The sequence below is a fragment of the Priestia sp. TRN 1309 genome, from assembly GCF_050846875.1.
GTDB lineage: Bacteria > Bacillota > Bacilli > Bacillales > Bacillaceae_H > Priestia > Priestia zanthoxyli.
The window spans coordinates 90,477-109,399 of sequence record NZ_JBOZGM010000002.1 but is presented as its reverse complement, the minus strand read 5'-3'; the positions used below and the strand labels follow the sequence as shown (position 1 = coordinate 109,399).

The following is an 18,923-nucleotide window of genomic DNA, read 5'->3' as shown; positions in this document are numbered from 1 at the left end:
GTGTTTAAATCAAATGGCACGTCCATTAAGTAATCGGGCTTTTCCCCAGGTCACATATACATAGGTAATGAGTATACTAGGTGTATATTTGAAAGAAAGGATTGAATCAATGTTTTGACTAACCTATCTACAGAATGTATTCGTGCATTTCGGTTACATGATTGGACACAAAAAACAGTTAATAAGTTGATAGACTCGTTTAAGAATGAAGATGGTCCAATTATTGAAGAAATAAATATTTGTGATGACGCTAGATCATCTGATTTTTATTTGCTAACAGCAGAACTTGTTGATGAAAATGGACGACCTATTTCACCAGAAAAGGGCATTACGGTTACGGATTTAACAAACTATGAAACAAAACATAAAGAAACAACAAGTAAGCTAAAAAAGGTTCGTCTTGAATTTTCAGGTTTTTATGTTATTAAAATCTTTAATACTAAAACACGCATTACGTGTGTAACTACTCCTGTTTCTTTTTCATTTATAGATCAAACTTACTTATGTGTACCAACTTATGTTAAAGTTGATGCCACAGTTATCAATGCAGAGCTGAATGTTTCTACTCTATGCGTATGTGGAGAACTTACATCTTTAGATGTTTTCATTACAGCTTGTTTCCAAGTCTTTAGCGGGCTAGACAGCGTAGTTAGAATTCAGGTGCTTGACCAATGTCAGCCTCGTCCAGATATATCTTCTGTTAAACCATGTACCTCTACTCCTTCCCCTTGTGCTAACTGTATATTTCCGTAGTTGCTAGCAGTTGGGGGGATCAATCCAATCAATTATCACTGGATAAAGCTAAAATTAAGATATTTTCTTTTTTTGTGAGTCAGGAAAAGCTGTAGGATTCTATAAAATTTTCTTATAAATAATTTCTTTTTTCTGTTATTAGAAAGGGTGTTAAACAAACTGGTTGCTTTCTCTTCTACATCCATGAAACACCTTTACAATTTGCTAAATACTTCTTACGTTCTGTGATCATATCTTTTATAGGTTAGCTTAGTGTCCTATTATGTAAAAGAACTTAAAAAAGAAGCAGACTTTTATAAAGTCTGCTTCTTTTCTAGTTAGTTACCCTTAATAGCCTGCTTCGCTAAGTTAATAATCGTCATATCATCCATTGGAGGGTTATGAAGGCCGGCACGCACGTCTCTATAATACCTCTGCAGCGGATTACTGCGCTGCAAGCTACGCGCTCCTACTATGCGCATGGCTTTGTCAACAACCGTACAGGCACTATTGGTCACTACGTGTTTGACAGCTGCTAATTCTCCCGCTAATGCTGCTCGGTCGCTTGTTTCATCCCATTTATTTGCCACGCTGTACATAAAGTGACGCGCCTGCATGAGTTCAAGTTCCATCTCTCCGACTAAACGCTGCACATTTGGCAACTCGCTAATCGTTCCTTCAATACTATTAGGCGAATATTCTGTAGCAAATGCGACAGCATAATCTCTTGCTGCGATGGCTGTACCCATGTAGCAAGCTGGTATATGAAGCAACCAGCCGCTTGGCTCATTCTTTTTAAAGCCACCTAGGCGTTCAACAAGAAAGTCTTGTTCAATATCGACATTTTCTAGCACAAGATCGTGACTTCCTGTCCCGCGCATTGCAATCATATCCCATGTTTCTTCTATTGAAAGTCCGCTTGTTTCACGAGGAATTAAAAATAAACCGATCTCTTCTTCACCTTCAATGCTTGCTTTTACTAAGAAGTAATTTAACACTGGAGACATCGTGGTGAATGTTTTTCGGCCATTGATTCGCCAGCCTTTTTTTGTTTTTACAGCTAGCGTTTCCGGTTTGCCTCCTCGAGTAGGACTTCCTGTCTTAGGTTCAGTAGCAGCGGTATTAATAAGTGCACCTTTTTCTATTTCTTTAAAAATAAAATCGAGCATTTGCTGACTCCAAGGCTGTTTTTCACGCAAGTCCATTGTAATCCCCATATGCCATCCAATACTAAGAGCCGTAGAAGCGTCCCCTTGAGCAATTAATTCTTGAAATAATAAAAAATCATAAAGGCGTAATTCATCTCCTCCATAGTTGCTTTCTAGAGAAAGACGTGTGTAGCCAGCTTCTTTTAACTCTTGAATATTTTCAAACGGAAACGTACCTTCTTCATCTATTTTAAAAGCTCGTTTCTTAAATTTTTCGACTAGAGGTAGCAGTTTTTCGTACGTAGACTTTTGATTTTTATTTACAAATGAAACACTCATTTGCTTCATCTCCTTTTTGTATGACAGAGTGTCCCTATCGGATTAATATATAGTTCTTATCATAGCATACCTCATCTTTTCTGTGCATGTTTGGTGTGTTTATCTTTCTCGTTAAATCTATTCTTTTTCCAATTTAATGGTCTGTTTTACCTACACGTTCCATACATTTAATGGAATAAAAAGAAGGGAATGGTGTGAATGAATCAATGTCCAAAATGCGGTGCCAGTGCAAGCACAGATCAATTATTTTGCAATAACTGCGGCTTTTCTTTCACCGTGTCGCCAGCTGCAGCTAAGCATAAAAAGAGCTGGTATATTGGCGGGGGTATTGTGCTTATACTTCTTTTAACTTTTGTATTTTATTTCTTTTTCTCTGGTTCAGAAGAAAAAACGGCTGACCGCTTTATTGAGGCATTGGAATCGAAAGATACAGCTGTGTTAAGAGAGTTATTAGACTCTTCGCAGTCTACTATAGTTATTAATGACACATCTATTCAAGCACTGTTGGATGCAACTTCCGATGGTTCTATTTTACGAGACGTTGAAAATGATTTGAAAAATAAATCGAGTATCTACTTTACAATAAAAGAACAGAAACATTCACTACTCTTCAAAAAACAGTACGTGGTTGTGCCGTCATCATATTATATCTCCCTCACCACGCCAGAGGATGCAACAGTTACAGTCAATGATACAAAACAATCCATATCCAAAAATCAAACGCAAAAAATAGGGCCTTTTATGATTGGAAATTACCCGCTTACAGCTTCTTATGAAAGCTCTTACGGAAAGCTTACAGACCAAACCACTGTAAATTTTCACCGTCAAAAAGAAGAAAATATATCTGTTGTATTTAAAGGGGCTTATGTTACAATCTCATCGAATAGAGATGACGCTATTTTATTCGTAAACGGAAAAAGCACGGGGCTTCAGGTGAATAGCTCATCACAAATAGGGCCTGTTGCCACGGATGGAAGCGTCACTGTTCATGCAGAAGTGCAAAAAGGCAGCACCACGTTCAAAAGCAGTCCTTACACCATTCAAAATGAAGAAAGTATTATATTAAATATACAAACGCCGCCCGTTGAAAAGGAAAAAACCGTCATAAAAGAACGAGAAGTAATCGTGCCTGGGCCGCGCTCTTATGCTACTTCAAGCTCTTATATTCTTCCGGGTTCGGATTCTTACAAATTAAGTTATGGTGATATTAGCAGTTTGAGCTCGAGTGAACGAAGGCTAGCTCGAAATGAAATCTATGCGCGGCATGGGTATGTATTTAAATCGAAAGATCTTCAAGCCTATTTTTATGAAAAGTCATGGTATACACCTGATTCATCATTTAGAGACTCCTACTTATCAAGCGTTGAAAAATATAACATTGATTTTATTAAATCATATGAATAAAGTGAACTCCCCTTTACCCAGGGGAGTTTTTTGATTGAAGCGAGTGCTTACTCCTACGTTTTTTTACATACCATGATCCCTACATACGTTAATAAATTTTTTATAGCCTTCTTCATTCTTTTCACTGTAAAATATAAAGTAGATGTACATAAACTTACTACACGCATAAGGAGAGATGGAGAATGAATGGAATTGGACGACTTCCACAAAAGCTTAATGGACATTTGATTTTAGAAAATATTCAAGAAACCATGATTATTGCGGATCAAGACTATCGTGTGCAGTGGATGAATGCAAGAGCAATTGAAACACTTCAGCCAGTACTCCCAATCTACCAGTTATCTCATATCGAAGAGTTAATTGGAAAGCATATGGACTTCTTTCATTCCAATTCTGAAGAAGCGGAAAATTTACTCACCTCTCTTCATACAACCTACAGAACGCGTATAACGATTGGCAGTCAATACGTAGCAGAAGCTGTGATTCACCCCATTGATACAAAAGACGGCGAGCGTTATGGCTACTTGCTTATGCTATTAGACTTTACAGATCAAGCCGAAGCAGAGCTTGAAAAAGAACGGTTAATTGAGGATTTGTCCACTCCTTTATTAAAGATATGGGACGAGGTTTTAGCTGTGCCCATTACCGGTAAGATGGATATAGAACGTGGAAAGAAGCTAACTGAAACGGTATTGGAGGCAGTTGTAAAAGAACAGGCGCGCTATTTGCTTATTGATTTATCTTCCCTTCATTCATTAGATGAAGAACACGGTTATTATATTAACACGCTCCACGATGCTTTGCGTTTGATTGGTACCACTTGCCTTATTGTTGGTCTTTCTTCAAAAATGGCTCTGTCGCTTGTAGATTCTCAGTTTAATTGGCGAACATTTTCCACTGTCCAACAAAGCATCTCTTACATTTTAGAAAAAAAGAATTGTCGTATTGCACCCATTTCATAAGCCCATCATATCATTAAGTAATCCTCTCTCAATCGCTTTTTCCTTCAATCGGAAAAGGCGATTTTAGTTATGAGGAATTGTGAACGTTTAGGCACTTATCATCATAGGATACATTAATCAACCATAGAAAAGGGTGAGAGCCTATGCCAAGTGTTATTAACATTTATAATTTAAAGATCAACAGTATCTCAAGCAACGGTTCTGTCAACATTGGCGAAGCACTCCATAACAGTCACACGGCTCATTCAAAATCCACTGGTACGAACTCTTCTTATGGCGATGTCTCACCTGCTTCCTCGAAAATGCGAAACATTTATATCGATCCTGATACAAATGACCAAACAGATATTGCAAACGTTGATCATGTCAATGGTTATCAGCAGTGATATAGGGCAATGCTTGTCAACAGCATGACGACAAACGGTGAATACATTCTCTCTGAACGCAATAGGCCGTTGGAGTAGAATGAATAAAAACAGTAAGGAGTCTCTTTATGCCTCTTCAAATTAACGTTTTTAATATCGTAACAAACGGTGTCACACAAAACGCAAATATTGATTTCGGTTCCACCATTCAAAACAGTCACACGGCGAACTCAAAGTTTAACGGCGCAAATTTCTCTTTAGGTAACTTCTCTCCTACTTGCTCTCAAATGAATACGGGCGTGTTAGATCCTGACGTAAGCGATCAAGATCAAATTGCAAACCCTTCAGCTCCAATTGGAAATCAAATTTAGATTTAACGATTTTGTCGTTTTACTTGGCACATTACAAGGAGGTGTGTAAATATGTTTCCATTTGGAAAGTCTCCGTTTAAAGGAATGATGGAAAATATCCCAAAAGGAATGGCATCTAAAGACATGAATAAATATATTCAGCAAATGATTTCTTCTACGATGTCCCATTCTTTTCCGGATTTTATGCAAGGAAATGAATTCTTTAAGCAGGCCCAAGACATGATGAAAGAACAGCAGGATGTGGGAAATGAAGGTCATGGACAACAGCTAAGAAGATTTGATTCAAACGTCATTAATACATTAGACGAATGCATTGTTCAGTTAAAAATTCCTAACCGCGATATTGTATCAAGCATTAAAGTCTATCATACTCCATACGTGTGTACGATTGAAGGAATAGATGGAGAAGAATCCTTCAAAGAAGAAATTCAGCTTCCTTGTTCGGTTCGCAAAAAAGGTACACGCGCCGTATATCGTTCCGGGGTGTTGGAAATCCGGATGCCTAAACATGTTAATATTCCTATGTCTCAAATAGACGTCCACGATTTAGATTAAAGTGGACGTTTTTTTCTGTTTTCATGCATACATATAAAATAGAAAGCGGCAAAAGGCCTTGTTTTATTTTTTTAAAGAAGGTGACAAATATGAATCATGGAAAGTTTAAAAAGTGGGCAGAAACGTTACAAGAAGAAAACCATACAAAATTTTGGGAAAAGATTTTTGACGATGATCCTGAAGAAAAGAATGATACGGAAGCAGATGCTTCTCCTCAAATTGTAAATGAGTATCGAGATTATCCTTTAATTGATGTATACGAATGGGCAAATCAACTGTTAGTTGTGATTGAAATACCCGGTGCTAAACGAACAGACGTCGAATTGACCATGCATGAAAATACTTTACACATATCCGGTTCATCTCTTTTAACGATGAAGGATGCAAATGTTCTTCACAAAGAAAGACGTGAAGGAACGTTTCAACGATCAATCATCCTTCCACCTGCTGTAGGGGAAGCGCCGTGTCACGCATCATTTAAAGATGGTCTATTGCACGTGAAATTTGATTTGTAATTTATTGTGCAGAACTATACGTAGCATGAAAGGCAGGGAATTTCATGTTTTCTAAGTGGTTTAAACAATCGCCTAAAATTGAAACAGTCCGCAAAATAAATCCGTCTTCCCTTCCAACCAAAAAAAAAGTAAGTCCCATAGACCAAAGCTCTAATCAAAAGCAGAAAGAATTACCCGAAAAGATGAAAACTAAAAAACAGTCTAATCTAAAGAAACCCCCTCAGCAGCCAAAGAAGTTGCCGAGCCAAACGGAGCCTAAGACATCTGATGAAGTTGAATTCACAAAACCTGTTCATTCGTCAGATTCAGCGCTGAATCTGCAGGGAATTATTGATCAAGTGACGCGTTTAACCGACGCGATTCCTAAAATAGAAGAGCTTCATCAGCAATTACATGAATCAGCTCATCTTATTCAATCATTGTCTCAACTGCACGAGCAAACAGCTCATTTACTTTCGGCTATGCAGTCAGCTCCTAATTTCGAAGACATTCAAAATCAGCTCTCTGCGTTAAAGGAAGAATCGTCCAATACAGCTTTATATGAGATGGTGAAAACTCTTGACAAAAAGATTGATGAAGTAACTCAGCCAAAGCAGTCCATTGTTGTTGAAAAAATTATGGTGGAAAAAGTATTGTTAGACAAAATTGACCTTAGTAATAATTTTGGCCAGCTAGGAATTAAAGATTTGACCGGCCACTTAAACATTGGTACAACTTACAGCGCTGACTCTGATCAAGTGGATGAAGAAGTCAAAGACTTATTCTCTGTTAAGCTAAAAGAAAAAAAGATTGATGAACATACAACTGAGACAACGATGAGTTCAGGAGGTGAAACAGAAAAGCCTGATCACTCCGAAGAATAAAAAATGACCGCTACTGCTTATTTAAAGCAATTGTCGGTCATTTTTGTTTCCATAAATAGTTGTAATTCTTTCTGTAGGCGTTCCATTAAGAACGCTGAAATTTCTTCTTGATTTTCTTCTTTATGATGAGATGATGCTACAACAATACGGCCTGTTTTTCCTAAGAAAGCCCGGTATTCAATTACCTTCATCGCAGCATGAAGTAAGTTCGCGTCCGAAAGCGGTGTATTTGTTAGTAGAACAATATTCATTTCATTCTCTTTTTGTCCATGTGTCAGTACAGTCAGCCACGAGTAACCTTTATCGTCTTTTAAGCGAACTTCATGACTAGATAAAGACGCAGATTTCCACGCCGTGTTAGAACTGCTTTGCTGTTGAACAATTTCTTGACACCAGTCTAGACCTGTTTCATTGGAACCCAGTGAAAGAGTTCTCAAAGGACGAGCAAAGGATAAACATAGCTTGCCCGGTTCCTTTTGCAACTGATACAACTCATGGAAGTCCGTCTCTGGATATTGATACGGCGGCACAAAAGCAATTTGCCGCTTGTTCACAGCGGGATGGTGAAATACATGCAAATCAACGCCATATACTCTTTTTAACGTAGCTGCATCCTGAAAAATGGCATCCATCCCCGTTTCTTCTACTCTTCCATCTTTCAATAATACGGCATTATCTGCAAACAGCGAGGCAATGTTGAGATCATGCAAAATGGCCAGAACCGTCAAGCTCATTTCCTGCTGTAACGTTTTTAACAGCTGAAGCAGTTCCATCGTATGTTTTACATCTAAGTGATTCGTTGGTTCATCAAGAAGTAAGTAGTCAGGTTCTTGCGCCAGTGCTTTAGCAAGTAAAACCCGCTGTTTTTCTCCACCGCTCAGCGATTGAAAGGTATGATTTCGATAGTGCCAGACGTTTGTTAATTTCATCACGCTTTCTACCACTTCTTCATCCTGTGCTGATACAGTGCTAAACAAACCTTTTGCCTGATAAGGATAACGTCCAAGTGAAACAATTTCTTGAACCGTAAATTCTAATCCAATTTGATTTTCTTGCGTCATGACTGCAACTTTTTGCGCCAGTTGTTTTGGTGAATAAGCCTTCACTGACTTCCCTTCTACCTTCACTTCTCCTGATTGAGTGGTTAATACATTCATAATTAAGCGAATAAGCGTTGTTTTTCCGCTTCCATTTGGTCCTAGTAAAGCAACAAAAGAACCTTTGTCTACGGTGAACGTGATGTCACGAACGGTCGGTTTCTGTTTATCGTATCCTCCCGTCACATTATATAGTTCAATCATGATATTCCTCTTTTCCGCATACGTTCTTTTACAAGCAGCAGCGTAAAAATTGGCGAACCAATTAAGGCAGTTACGACTCCAATAGGCAGTTCACGAGGTTCTAATATCGTTCTTGCTAATAAATCGGCTAAAACCAAATAACTTCCTCCGATTAAAATAGAAAGCGGCAGTACATGCTTATGATTAGCTCCCGCTACGAGACGCACTACGTGGGGAATAACTAAGCCAACAAATCCAATTGCCCCAGATACTGATACCGCAGCCCCGGTTAATACGGATGCACCTATTAAAATCATTCTTTTTTTCTTCTTTACGTCTATCCCCATAAATTGAGCGGATTGATCGCCAAATGCTAAGCCGTTCAGCTCTTTCACATGTAACAGCAGCATAATCGTACCGACTAAAAAGAACGGCCCTAAAATTTGAATATGCGACCATCCTCTCATTGATACGCTTCCCATTAGCCAATATAAAACCTGCCTTACATCTTCTTCAGGAGAAAGAGCTACAATTAATGAAATAAGCGCGCTCATAAAGGATGATAAAATAATCCCCGCTAAGATGATGGTTTCATTGGCCAAATTGCCGCTTGCGAGTTTCGTAATACCAAAAACTAAAAGAAGAGTAATAAAACCAGATACGATGCCGACTACAGGCAGCGTGAAGATAGACAAACCAAAAATACTCCAGTGAAAATAAATTGCCATGACAGAGCCAAGGGTTGCACCTGAGGAAACTCCGATCGTGTAAGGATCCGCAAGAGAGTTTCTTAATAGCCCTTGAAAGGCAGCCCCTGCTATTGAAAGCGAAGCTCCTACTAAAAATGCCACCAGTACTCTTGGAAAACGAATTTGCCAAATGATTAAATCCATGTTTTCCGGACCGTGATATAAGGATAGTCCGGTAAGGTGGCCAATAATAATTTTGATTGTATCTCCTACGGTTAACGAAACTGTACCAATAAATACTCCCATAATCACCGAAGTACATACAATAAATAAACTGACTATGTATAAAATAGATGCTTTGTTTAAAAAAATACGTTTAAAAATCAATACTTTCAGCTCCTCTAGGAAACGAGGCGTGATGTTTTACATTACATTAACCATTCATTTTCCTGTCCATAAACCATGTTTCCATCCTACATAGTATTGGAAACAATCATCTTTTATTTGTTACGAGTGCTAGACTGTTGAACTAGGCAACGTAGAATAGCGTACTAAAGTTCTCGGTGAAAAAACAAGCGAAAACCTCTACAAGCTACACTTTTTGTGCTTGCTCCGGGCTTTTATAGTTGTCTATTAAATGATACAGCTTTTCCATATCTATAGCTTCTCTCACATATGCTGCTGCTTTTGAAAAAGACTCCTCTTTTTGCAGGCGACTGTTGAATGTATCCGTAATAGGCGGCAATTTTTTATGTTTACGAATTTGATTAAGCAAAGCTCTGCGCAAAGCATCGTTATGAAACACATCATGAACATACGTGCCAATGATGTTGTCTTTAACCGTTCCTTCTTTTTGATCATCTACCACCGCAAAGGCTTTCGTCATGCTTTTAGAAACCGTCTTTCCCATATGAATTTCATAGCCTTCAATCGAAACCTTCTCACTCTCTAACTGAACATATCCAGAAACTCTTTCTGTTTTTTTGCTGGTTGTCATAACGGTTTCCACTGGAAGCAAACCCAGCCCTTTAATAGATTCAATCCGGGACTCTACTGCATCGGGGTCCGTAATTGTCTCGCCTAACATTTGATATCCCCCGCAGATGCCAATAACGTGAGCGTTCGTTGCGTTCAAGACTTGATTAATGGCTAGAGCCAGGCCGCTTTCTTGTAAAAACTGCGCATCTTCAATCGTATTTTTGCTTCCTGGTAAAACAATTAAATCAGGCGTACCTAGTTGTGATGGCTTGGTTACAAGTCTCACATGACAGTCTTCTTCTAAGCTTAGAGGATCAATGTCTGTAAAATTTGAGATGCGAGGATACGAGATAACCGCAATATCGATTTCTTTTAACGGATTCACAAGCGTTGAGTAATTTCTGAGTGATAGCGAATCTTCAGCGTCAAGTTCCACGTCGTGCATATAAGGAATCACTCCTAGTACCGGAACTCCCGTGTATTCTTCAAACCACTTCAACCCCGGTTTTAAAAGCTCTAAGTCTCCTCGGAATTTATTGATTAACACTCCAATTACTCTAGGTTTATGTTCATCTGGAAGCAATTGAAGAGTACCCACCAGACTCGCAAAAACCCCTCCTTTATCAATGTCTCCTACTAACACAACAGGGGCTTGGGCTATCTTTGCTACGCGCATATTTACCAGTTCCCGATCGTTCAAATTCACTTCAGCAGGACTTCCAGCACCTTCAATCACAATTCGATCATAATGATTGGCAAGCTCTTTATAAGACTCCGTGATAACGTTCAAACCTTCATTAAAAAATTCTTGCCGATACTGAAAAGCAAACATATTACGAAGCGGCTTTCCATGAACGACAATTTGAGATTCATGATCACGAGTTGGTTTAATTAAAATAGGATTCATATTGGTTGTTGCTTCTACTCCAGCCGCTTCAGCTTGAATTCCTTGCGCTCTTCCAATTTCTTTTCCATCCATTGTAATGTATGAATTAAGCGCCATATTTTGCGATTTAAACGGTGCAGTTTGATAGCCGTCTTCTTTAAAAATACGGCAAAACGCTGTAGCAATCATGCTCTTTCCAGCGTCTGAGTGCGTTCCTTGAATCATAAGAGGTTTTCCTTTTTTCACTTTTTCCACTCCCTATCACATAAAAAAACCTTAACTGTAAAAGTCAAGGTTTGGTCATGCGCTCATTAACACATTGTCTTGACTTATTTCTCCCACCGAAAAATAAGGGGTTTTTAAAAGCAGGTCTCCTGGCTTATGCTTCATTTTACTTCTGCATCCTTCCTAGTTTGACTAGTGGGTCTTTGCAGGTTCATCCACATTTACAGTAGCGGGGGCTGCACCGGATTTACACCGATTTCCCTATTATCCTCCTTAGAGGCACTTTTAAAATCATTTATTCTTTATTGTAACGAATTTTATAACCATTCACAATAACGATTTTCTTCTATTATTATATATTACTGTGTTTATACTTATTTGGGTCTCGTATGCTATAATAACAATTATTTTCCAAACATCTTATGAAATAGCTAGGAAGGTGCTCGTAGTTGAAGAAAAAAATCATTTATATCTTTATTAGTTTGCTTGTTCTTTACATAGCAATCATGTCTTTTTGTATGTATCAAACCGCTCATCAGCCTGTTCCGCAAAAAGCAGATTATGTGCTCATTTTAGGTTCGAAAGTAGACGGAGATCAAATGTCTCCTAGTTTAAAAGAACGAGCAAAAACGGCTTTATCTTATTTAAAGACTCATAAACAAACAAAAGTTATCGTAACGGGTGGAAAAGGATCCGATGAAGAAATTTCTGAAGCAGAAGCAGCCTATCGTTTTCTACGAAAAGAAGGAATTAAAAAGAATCGAATGATAAAAGAGGATCAGTCAACTTCTACTTTTGAGAATTTCACTTTCACTAAAAAGAAAGTTGATATTCAACACAAAAAAGTCGTGCTTGTTAGCAGTGATTTTCATTTATTTCGCGCCTCTATTATTGCCAAGCGTCAAGGTTTTGACGTTTATCCTTTAGGTGCAAAGACACCAAATTCAATTAAACTTCAATCCTACTTTCGTGAGTATGCTGCTATCTTAAAAACGTGGCTGTTTGATAAATAAATAGAGTACACCCCTATACAAACGAAAAACACGGCATGAATTCATGCCGTGTTTTTTATTAATCATCCGTATCGATAACTGCTTTTGGCAAACCCGTGTATTTCGCCCAGTAGAAAATACCGATTGAAACAAGAGCAATTAAAATTAAGTCAAGCGGGTTGCTTAGCACACCTTGTCCTCCACCAAATGAGCCTAGGTAAGAGATAACAAGCATAATAATATAATAAGCAACTAGCCACCAAGCAGATTTAAGCTGCTGTGCAAATTTTACAACGTCAGTTGGTACGTATTTCTTAAATGCTACGTAGATAACAACCATTAGAAGCTGTGATCCTAGAAGCCAAGAAATTGTCGTCCATCCTGACCAATATACGATGTATGAACAGAAGATAAATGACACAGGAGCAATAACGCTCATGCCTTTTAATTTGAAAGGCTTTTTAAGGTCTTTTGCATTTACTCTGAATGCAGCGGCTGAAATTGGCGCAATCGCATAAGACAGAATAAGTGCTACTGAACATACGTTTACTAGCGCTTCCCAAGAAGGAAATGGCAGTGTCCAGAATACGGACATTCCAAACGATAGCCATAGTGACGCACGTGGAATTCCTGTTTTCTTATCTACTTTTGAGAAACGTTTAAATAGTGTTCCATTACGAGACCAAGCATAAACTAAACGAGAAGTTGTATTCATGAAGATGTTCCCGTTACCGCCTGGTGATAAAATAGCATCAAAAATAACAAGCGTTACTAACCAGCCAAGGCCTAAAATAAGTGCAATATCTTTAAATGGTAAAGAGAATTGCTCTTGAATTGTTCCCCATCCTCCTGATAGCATATCAGCCGGAATGTTACCAATGAACAATACTTGCAGTGCTGTGTAAATAATCGCTGAAAGTACAATACAGATAATGAGCGCGATTGGAATATTACGCTGCGGGTTTTTAACTTCACTGGCTACAGAAACAATAGGGTGAAGTCCTAGGTAAGCAAACATAACGCCACCTGTTGAAATGGCTGCTTGAATACCATTAAAACCAAACGGAGTAAAATCGCCAGTTGTAAAGTTAGCTGATTTAAAGTGATAAGCTAACACGACGATAATTGTAAGAGGAACCGCATATTTGAACACAGATATAATAACATTTGACTTAGCAAATGCTTTTACACTTACGTAGTTAATGATAAAAAATAGCGTTAATAACGCGAACTGAAATAACCAGCCGATTGTAGTAGGCGATTCAGAACCATGTTTAGTTAGACCAGGAAGCCAAAACGCAACATACTGACGTACAGCCGTTACCTCGATGGCAATCAAACTTGTGTAAGCAATAATGGTAATGAATGAAATTAAGTAACCCACTAAATGACCATGTGAGTAAACCGGATAACGGATAATTCCACCGGTACGCGGCAGCGCTGCTCCAAGTTCAGCATACACTAAACCGATAAGTAAAATAATGACTCCGCCAATCAGCCACGAAAAACTTCCGGCTGGACCAGCCTTTGACGCTACGTTACTAACCGCAAATAACCAGGCGGAACCAAAAATAGCTCCCATCCCAATTAACGTTAGGTCAAGTAACGATATTGATTTTTTAAACTTTCCTTGATTTCCTTGATCAGACATAATATCCTCCTTTAAAATTTCCACTCCACATATCTACGCCCTTGCGTCCGATATGGGATTCTTTACATCATCCTCCTCTTACTAAGACCTCACAAGTGGATATGTTAACAAATATTCTCTAAAAAACCAAGTTAAAAACTTTTTTTTTTGTAAAACATCGTTGAATTGCTTATGTATAGCGCATAAATTCCACAGAAGATTTGAGGACTACTCCTCTTATTTAACCGCATTTTTCTTAGGTTAAACATAAAAGAATATTCAAACTATTTACCGTAAAAAAGGGTCTGAGATATAACAAAATCAACCGCTAGAAGCAGCTACATACGCAACGCCTACGCTTGCCATACCAATAAAAAAATCCGAACGATGAATCGTTCGGATTTTGCTTCAACTAAAATAATTTTGTCCGTACCTCTTTTTTTGCTTATTTAAATACTTTTACACGTTCACTTAGTGGTTGAAATTCTTTTTCACCCGCTGGCGCCACAGGATTACCAAATGGCATTTGGGCAATTAATTTCCATGAACTCGGAATATTCCAAGCTGCTTTTACTTCATCGTCAATCAATGGATTGTAATGCTGCAATGTTGCTCCTAGGCCTTCGAGCTCAAGCGCTGTCCAAATCACATGCTGCAGCATGCCTGATGATTGGTTAGACCAAACCGGGAAATTTTCGCTGTAAGATGCGAACTGCTTTTGCAGCCCTTCAACTACTTCTTGATCTTCAAAGAAAAGAACTGTTCCATAGCCGCTTCCGAATAAGTTCATTTTTTGATCCGTATCTGAAAAATTTTCAGCTGGAACAATTTTACGAAGCGTTTCTCTCGTAATATTCCACACTTTATCATGCTGTTCGCCAAATAAAACGACTACGCGTGCGCTTTGGGAATTAAATGCTGAAGGAGTATGTTTCACCGCAAAGTTAATAATTTCTTCAATTTTTTCTTCTGACATTTTTACATTTTTATCAATTGCATAAATAGAACGTCGGTTTTTAATTGCTTCATAAAAATCTTTTCCAACCTGTTGTTGATCACTTGATTTATCAAATAATTTATCTAAAAAACCCATTTTCCACACTCCTAATTGTTTGTTTTTTTAAGCTTAAATTGCATGTTTATACCCTTCCCCCTGATAAAAGGAGATAAACAAGATATAATGAATTCTTATATCTCTAATTCGAGATATTAAACTAAAAAAATATTAATTGAAATTTAATTACTTTATGTAACTTACTTTACAATGATTATTATTACCTGTCAACAGAAAAATTATTTTTTTTTGTTGATCATCAAAAGAGGTTGAGACATAACGAAATGAATCCAATCTAAAATAAACAAATGGGATATATGAGCTGAACCGCTTTTGATACCGCAGTTGATTTCCGTGCACGACTTCGCTCTCCGCGGGCGGCCGCTGAGCCTCCTCGTCACTTGCGTTCCTGCGGCCTGCGGGGTCTCATCTGTTCCGCTTTTTCCGCAGGAGTCTTCGTCGTGCCCTTCAATCAACTGCTAGAAGGAATGAAACAGGTGAAACCTACGTTCACCGTAATAAAAAAACGAACCGCTAATCAAAAATTTTGATCAAGGGTTCATTTTTTCACTTCGTCTAAAATATTTTTATCTCAGCCTTTTTTATAGATACTTAATGTTCATAAATCATCTTTCGCGTCATTCCCCCGTCTACTACGAGGTTAGCTCCTGTTACAAAATCATTTTCGACGTTTGTTAAGTACATACACGCTCTTGAGATATCCGCTGGCGTTCCTACCCGATTAGACGGATGCTGCGTATGATCGATTTCACGAAGGCCATCGTAGTCAGATGTCTCAATCCATCCTGGAGAAATAGCATTTACCGTGATGTTGTCATCACCAAGCGAAACGGCAAGTGCATGAGTTAAAGCAACGATTCCTCCTTTTGTAGCAGCATAGGCTTCTGTATCTGGTTCAGACATTGAAGCTCTTGTAGAAGCTAAGTTTACAATGGAGCCTCCGCTTTCGTTTTTCCTCATCACTTTAGCTGCTTCGCGAGAACATAGAAACACGCTGCGCAGGTTCGTATTGATAATGTCATCCCATTCATCAACGGTTAGCTCATACGGTGATTTCCAGCGGGAAACGCCTGCATTATTAATCAAAATATGTATCGTTCCATACGTACTGACCGTTTTTTCAACGAGATGTAAAATGTCGCTTTCTTTTCGGACGTCTGTTTTTACAAAAATGGCTTCTCCGCCTTGTCTTTGAATAGCTTCTGCGTGACGCTCGCCTTCGGTTTCGTCCACATCTGCCAATACCACTTTTGCTCCTTGTTTTGCGTATGCGCGTGATACATCTTTTCCTATTCCATTCGCAGCTCCCGTAACAACAACAACTAAATCTTTAAATGACATAGCATCTCCTCCTTATACGCTTTATTCACTTTTTTCTTCGTCTTTAAACAAGTGATCCGTGACGAAAAGAGCAAACGTTTCAGCCGTTAACTTGCATCCAGAAGCTTTTGGGTGACCTCCTCCTCCAAGGTGCCCAACAATTTCGGCTAAGTTGATTTCGTCTTTTACTGCACGGAAGCCAATCTTTTGGCGTCCCATGTCCACCATAACGGAAAAGTCGATATCTTCGTTTTCTAGACACAGTGCATTTCCTAGCTCAGACTGATATGTATCTGCAAATACAATGCCTACGTTGTACGCTGTTTTAGCAATTTCAACACTTTCTTTTATGATTTGTTTTTGCTTGTCGTAAATATATTTTTCAATCTTTTTTTCTTCTGCTTCTAGTAAAATTTCGTGTTTGTCCGTAAACGTAAATTCTTGATTTTCAGTATGGTACGATTCACGAAGCGTTTCTAGAATGGTCTCTTTAAATTCTTCATGCGGGATTAGATAATATAGGTGATTGAGGCGCTTTGCTTTCACATTATTTTCATGAAACCAGTCCCACGTATCAAATAAGCGCACAAGTTCTACATATTCATCAAGCAACTCCGTTTTTTGAAGCATGTTGTTGCGCACTAAGTAGTCGTAGAAAAGAGATGTAGCTGCTGTCTTTTTACCGTTTTCGTCTTCTGCAATAACATGAACCCAATCGTATTTCTCAGCTAGTGGAAGAGCAGAGATATGATGGTCAATAAGAGTGATTTTCTGGCCTTTTTTTACCAGTTCATTTAATTTTTCCGCTACTTCATCGTTTACGCTAATATCTGTTATGTATAAAGCTGTGTCTCCATCGTTTTCTTCTTCAATAAAATGCGTCACTGTGTCATTGATGCGGCCAATGCTTACCGTGCTGTAATCAAAGTTGTCGTCGCCAAACGCTAACCGACCCAACAGTGCTGGACTTACCCCGTCTAAATCGTTATGTGAAATTAATTTTATTTTTGTCATCAATCAAAACTCCTTTATTTTCAGTCGCCTTAGTATATGTACCGGCTTGTATATTATAGCAATTTCAACATAAAAATGCTGTTATTTACTTTGAAGAGAAGGAATATCTTCGCAATAAACAAAAGTGAAGTAAACGTTTAGACTTACCTGTATCAAAAGAGAGTGAAACATAACTACATCGATCCAATCAACAGCTAGAAGCAACTACACACATGAAACCTACGCTCACCAATACCAATAAAAAAATCCGAACGAATGTGATTCTCCATCAAGAATCTCGACTCATCGTTCGGATTTTCTTTTAACCAATCTACTTTTGTTTCAGCCTATTTCCGCTTACTCTAAATTGCTGTGCTGTTTAAACGCCTGTTCATGATCCGTTTGGTTCAAATTCCCGTATTCTAAGCAAATCGTATCAAACACAACATGAGCACATTGATCAAACAATGAACCAAGCGGCTGAATAGAAGCGGCTTCATTTTCGCTTCGGTATTTGGTTGCAGCGGGAATGTGCAGCAGCTCATCAGTATGAGCAGTTAATGGTGATTCTGTACTAGCTGAAATGCCGATAACTGAACATCCTACTTCTTTGGCTTTTTTAGCTACGCTCACCACTTGCTGTGTTTTTCCTGAGCCTGATACAGCCACCAATACGTCACCTGCTGCAATCGAAGGAGTAATGGTCTCTCCTACAACGTATACTGTTGCACCTAAATGCATCAGCCTCATCGCAAATGATTTGCCCATTAACCCGGAGCGACCTTCGCCTATAACAAAAATTCGTTTTGCTTGGTAAAGTGAAAACGCTACTTCTTCTATTTGAGGCTCTTTTATGTGATTCATTACGGTCGTAATTTCATGTAAAATCGTTTGTGTTTTTGTCATTATACGTTCCCCCTGCTCATAAATAAGTCTTGAAATTCAGCAGATGCCTTTGCCACATCTGCACTTTTTGTAATCGCTGATCCAATAATCGCAACGTCCGCTTTCATTTGAAGTAATGATGCTGCTGAGGCTGGATTAATTCCTCCTGCTACTGCTATTTGCGCATCTGAATGAAAATACTGCCGCAAATTTATTTGACTCAGCGATTTTCCTTCTTTTTCTTGCTCGTCTTTGCTGATATGATGGCAAAAAATAGCGTTTCTATAAATACTTACTTGCTTTTGCGAGCCGCTTGACGTGTTTAATAAATCAACCATCATTTTTTTATTCCATTTTTCGCTGACATTTGCACACGTCTCTATCGTGGGTAAAGGTGATACGCCCATTACTGTTGCTATATCTGCTCCTGCTTGATAGCACATGGTAAACTCATACTCTGCGTTATCAATCGTTTTGATATCTGCTACAATCATCTTGTGCGGAAATGCCTGTTTGATTTTATAAATGCTTTCAATTCCATACTCTTTTATAAGAGATGTACCTACTTCAATCCAATCAACATAGGGTTCTGCCAGCTTGGCAAGGATAATAGCTTCTTCAATTGTGACGCGATCTAATGCTAATTGTATCTTCATCTTTCTTCTCCTCACTTTCTACTAAACCGGTTTAGTAACAGCGTAAAAAAAACGAATATT

20 protein-coding genes and 1 riboswitch are annotated in these 18,923 nt (G+C 38.4%); of the genes, 9 read left to right on the top strand and 11 right to left on the bottom strand.

The genetic code is table 11. The features are described 5' to 3' along the window. Nucleotides 1-114 precede the first annotated feature (114 nt). Complete coding sequence (locus ACRPLQ_RS07880) at nucleotides 115-753, top strand: hypothetical protein (protein WP_432235863.1); 639 nt, start codon at nucleotides 115-117, stop codon at nucleotides 751-753. A 317-nt stretch (nucleotides 754-1,070) separates the two neighbouring features. Here the strand turns inward: ACRPLQ_RS07880 and ACRPLQ_RS07875 are convergent, their stop codons facing one another. Then, nucleotides 1,071-2,219: an acyl-CoA dehydrogenase family protein gene (locus ACRPLQ_RS07875; protein WP_367078020.1), complete on the bottom strand. Its 1,149-nt coding sequence runs from the start codon at nucleotides 2,217-2,219 to the stop codon at nucleotides 1,071-1,073. A 198-nt stretch (nucleotides 2,220-2,417) separates the two neighbouring features. Between ACRPLQ_RS07875 and ACRPLQ_RS07870 the strand changes: the two genes are divergently transcribed. From ACRPLQ_RS07870 to ACRPLQ_RS07840, 7 genes are all read left to right on the top strand, one after another. Then, nucleotides 2,418-3,623 (top strand): TcaA 3rd/4th domain-containing protein, encoded by a 1,206-nt coding sequence (locus ACRPLQ_RS07870; RefSeq protein WP_274862507.1) that lies wholly within the window; start codon nucleotides 2,418-2,420, stop codon nucleotides 3,621-3,623. 182 nt (nucleotides 3,624-3,805) lie between these two features. Then, on the top strand, nucleotides 3,806-4,585 hold the full coding sequence (locus ACRPLQ_RS07865) for an STAS domain-containing protein (protein ID WP_028412846.1): 780 nt from the start codon (nucleotides 3,806-3,808) through the stop codon (nucleotides 4,583-4,585). Between the two features lie 143 nt (nucleotides 4,586-4,728). Next, a complete protein-coding gene (locus ACRPLQ_RS07860) occupies nucleotides 4,729-4,971 on the top strand; it encodes a spore germination protein (protein WP_013057625.1) in 243 nt (80 codons plus the stop codon). A gap of 107 nt (nucleotides 4,972-5,078) precedes the next feature. Then, nucleotides 5,079-5,321 (top strand): spore germination protein, encoded by a 243-nt coding sequence (locus ACRPLQ_RS07855; protein WP_013057626.1) that lies wholly within the window; start codon nucleotides 5,079-5,081, stop codon nucleotides 5,319-5,321. A 51-nt stretch (nucleotides 5,322-5,372) separates the two neighbouring features. Continuing rightward, nucleotides 5,373-5,876, top strand: a complete 504-nt coding sequence (locus tag ACRPLQ_RS07850) for an Hsp20/alpha crystallin family protein (RefSeq protein ID WP_028412845.1) — start codon at nucleotides 5,373-5,375, stop codon at nucleotides 5,874-5,876. 89 nt (nucleotides 5,877-5,965) lie between these two features. Then, entirely contained in the window at nucleotides 5,966-6,391 is a 426-nt protein-coding gene (locus tag ACRPLQ_RS07845; protein WP_028412844.1) for an Hsp20/alpha crystallin family protein, read from the top strand. Nucleotides 6,392-6,435: 44 nt separating this feature from the next. Continuing rightward, a complete protein-coding gene (locus ACRPLQ_RS07840) occupies nucleotides 6,436-7,254 on the top strand; it encodes a hypothetical protein (protein WP_274862508.1) in 819 nt (272 codons plus the stop codon). Between the two features lie 17 nt (nucleotides 7,255-7,271). On the opposite strand, the gene ACRPLQ_RS07835 is transcribed toward ACRPLQ_RS07840, so the two are convergent. The 3 genes from ACRPLQ_RS07835 to ACRPLQ_RS07825 all read right to left on the bottom strand — a co-directional run bounded on the left by ACRPLQ_RS07835 (nucleotide 7,272) and on the right by ACRPLQ_RS07825 (nucleotide 11,342). Continuing rightward, nucleotides 7,272-8,555, bottom strand: a complete 1,284-nt coding sequence (locus ACRPLQ_RS07835; RefSeq protein ID WP_033579427.1) for an ABC transporter ATP-binding protein — start codon at nucleotides 8,553-8,555, stop codon at nucleotides 7,272-7,274. Further along, nucleotides 8,552-9,610 (bottom strand): FecCD family ABC transporter permease, encoded by a 1,059-nt coding sequence (locus ACRPLQ_RS07830; protein WP_028412841.1) that lies wholly within the window; start codon nucleotides 9,608-9,610, stop codon nucleotides 8,552-8,554. Before ACRPLQ_RS07830 ends, ACRPLQ_RS07835 begins: the two co-directional genes overlap by 4 nt. 205 nt (nucleotides 9,611-9,815) lie before the next feature. Further along, nucleotides 9,816-11,342, bottom strand: a complete 1,527-nt coding sequence (locus tag ACRPLQ_RS07825) for a cobyric acid synthase (RefSeq protein ID WP_274862509.1) — start codon at nucleotides 11,340-11,342, stop codon at nucleotides 9,816-9,818. A 92-nt stretch (nucleotides 11,343-11,434) separates the two neighbouring features. After that, nucleotides 11,435-11,614, bottom strand: a riboswitch (cobalamin riboswitch). Nucleotides 11,615-11,761: 147 nt separating this feature from the next. On the opposite strand from ACRPLQ_RS07825, the gene ACRPLQ_RS07820 reads away from it, so the two are divergent. Next, on the top strand, nucleotides 11,762-12,325 hold the full coding sequence (locus tag ACRPLQ_RS07820; RefSeq protein ID WP_049165300.1) for a YdcF family protein: 564 nt from the start codon (nucleotides 11,762-11,764) through the stop codon (nucleotides 12,323-12,325). A gap of 58 nt (nucleotides 12,326-12,383) precedes the next feature. Here the strand turns inward: ACRPLQ_RS07820 and ACRPLQ_RS07815 are convergent, their stop codons facing one another. From ACRPLQ_RS07815 to hxlA, 7 genes are all read right to left on the bottom strand, one after another. Then, nucleotides 12,384-13,955 carry an APC family permease gene (locus tag ACRPLQ_RS07815; RefSeq protein WP_028412838.1) on the bottom strand — a complete coding sequence of 524 codons (1,572 nt, stop codon included), beginning with the start codon at nucleotides 13,953-13,955 and terminating at the stop codon, nucleotides 12,384-12,386. Between the two features lie 424 nt (nucleotides 13,956-14,379). Next, nucleotides 14,380-15,027, bottom strand: a complete 648-nt coding sequence (locus ACRPLQ_RS07810) for a nitroreductase family protein (protein ID WP_154973687.1) — start codon at nucleotides 15,025-15,027, stop codon at nucleotides 14,380-14,382. A 200-nt stretch (nucleotides 15,028-15,227) separates the two neighbouring features. Next, on the bottom strand, nucleotides 15,228-15,464 hold the full coding sequence (locus tag ACRPLQ_RS07805; RefSeq protein WP_432235862.1) for a hypothetical protein: 237 nt from the start codon (nucleotides 15,462-15,464) through the stop codon (nucleotides 15,228-15,230). A 136-nt stretch (nucleotides 15,465-15,600) separates the two neighbouring features. Then, nucleotides 15,601-16,350, bottom strand: a complete 750-nt coding sequence (locus tag ACRPLQ_RS07800) for a glucose 1-dehydrogenase (protein ID WP_033579431.1) — start codon at nucleotides 16,348-16,350, stop codon at nucleotides 15,601-15,603. 21 nt (nucleotides 16,351-16,371) lie between these two features. Next, nucleotides 16,372-17,343 (bottom strand): DHH family phosphoesterase, encoded by a 972-nt coding sequence (locus tag ACRPLQ_RS07795; RefSeq protein ID WP_033579432.1) that lies wholly within the window; start codon nucleotides 17,341-17,343, stop codon nucleotides 16,372-16,374. Nucleotides 17,344-17,679: 336 nt separating this feature from the next. Further along, a complete protein-coding gene (gene hxlB, locus ACRPLQ_RS07790) occupies nucleotides 17,680-18,228 on the bottom strand; it encodes a 6-phospho-3-hexuloisomerase (protein WP_033579433.1) in 549 nt (182 codons plus the stop codon). Further along, a complete protein-coding gene (hxlA, locus tag ACRPLQ_RS07785) occupies nucleotides 18,228-18,863 on the bottom strand; it encodes a 3-hexulose-6-phosphate synthase (protein WP_274862510.1) in 636 nt (211 codons plus the stop codon). The genes hxlB and hxlA overlap by 1 nt, the downstream gene beginning before the upstream one ends. Nucleotides 18,864-18,923: the final 60 nt, after the last annotated feature.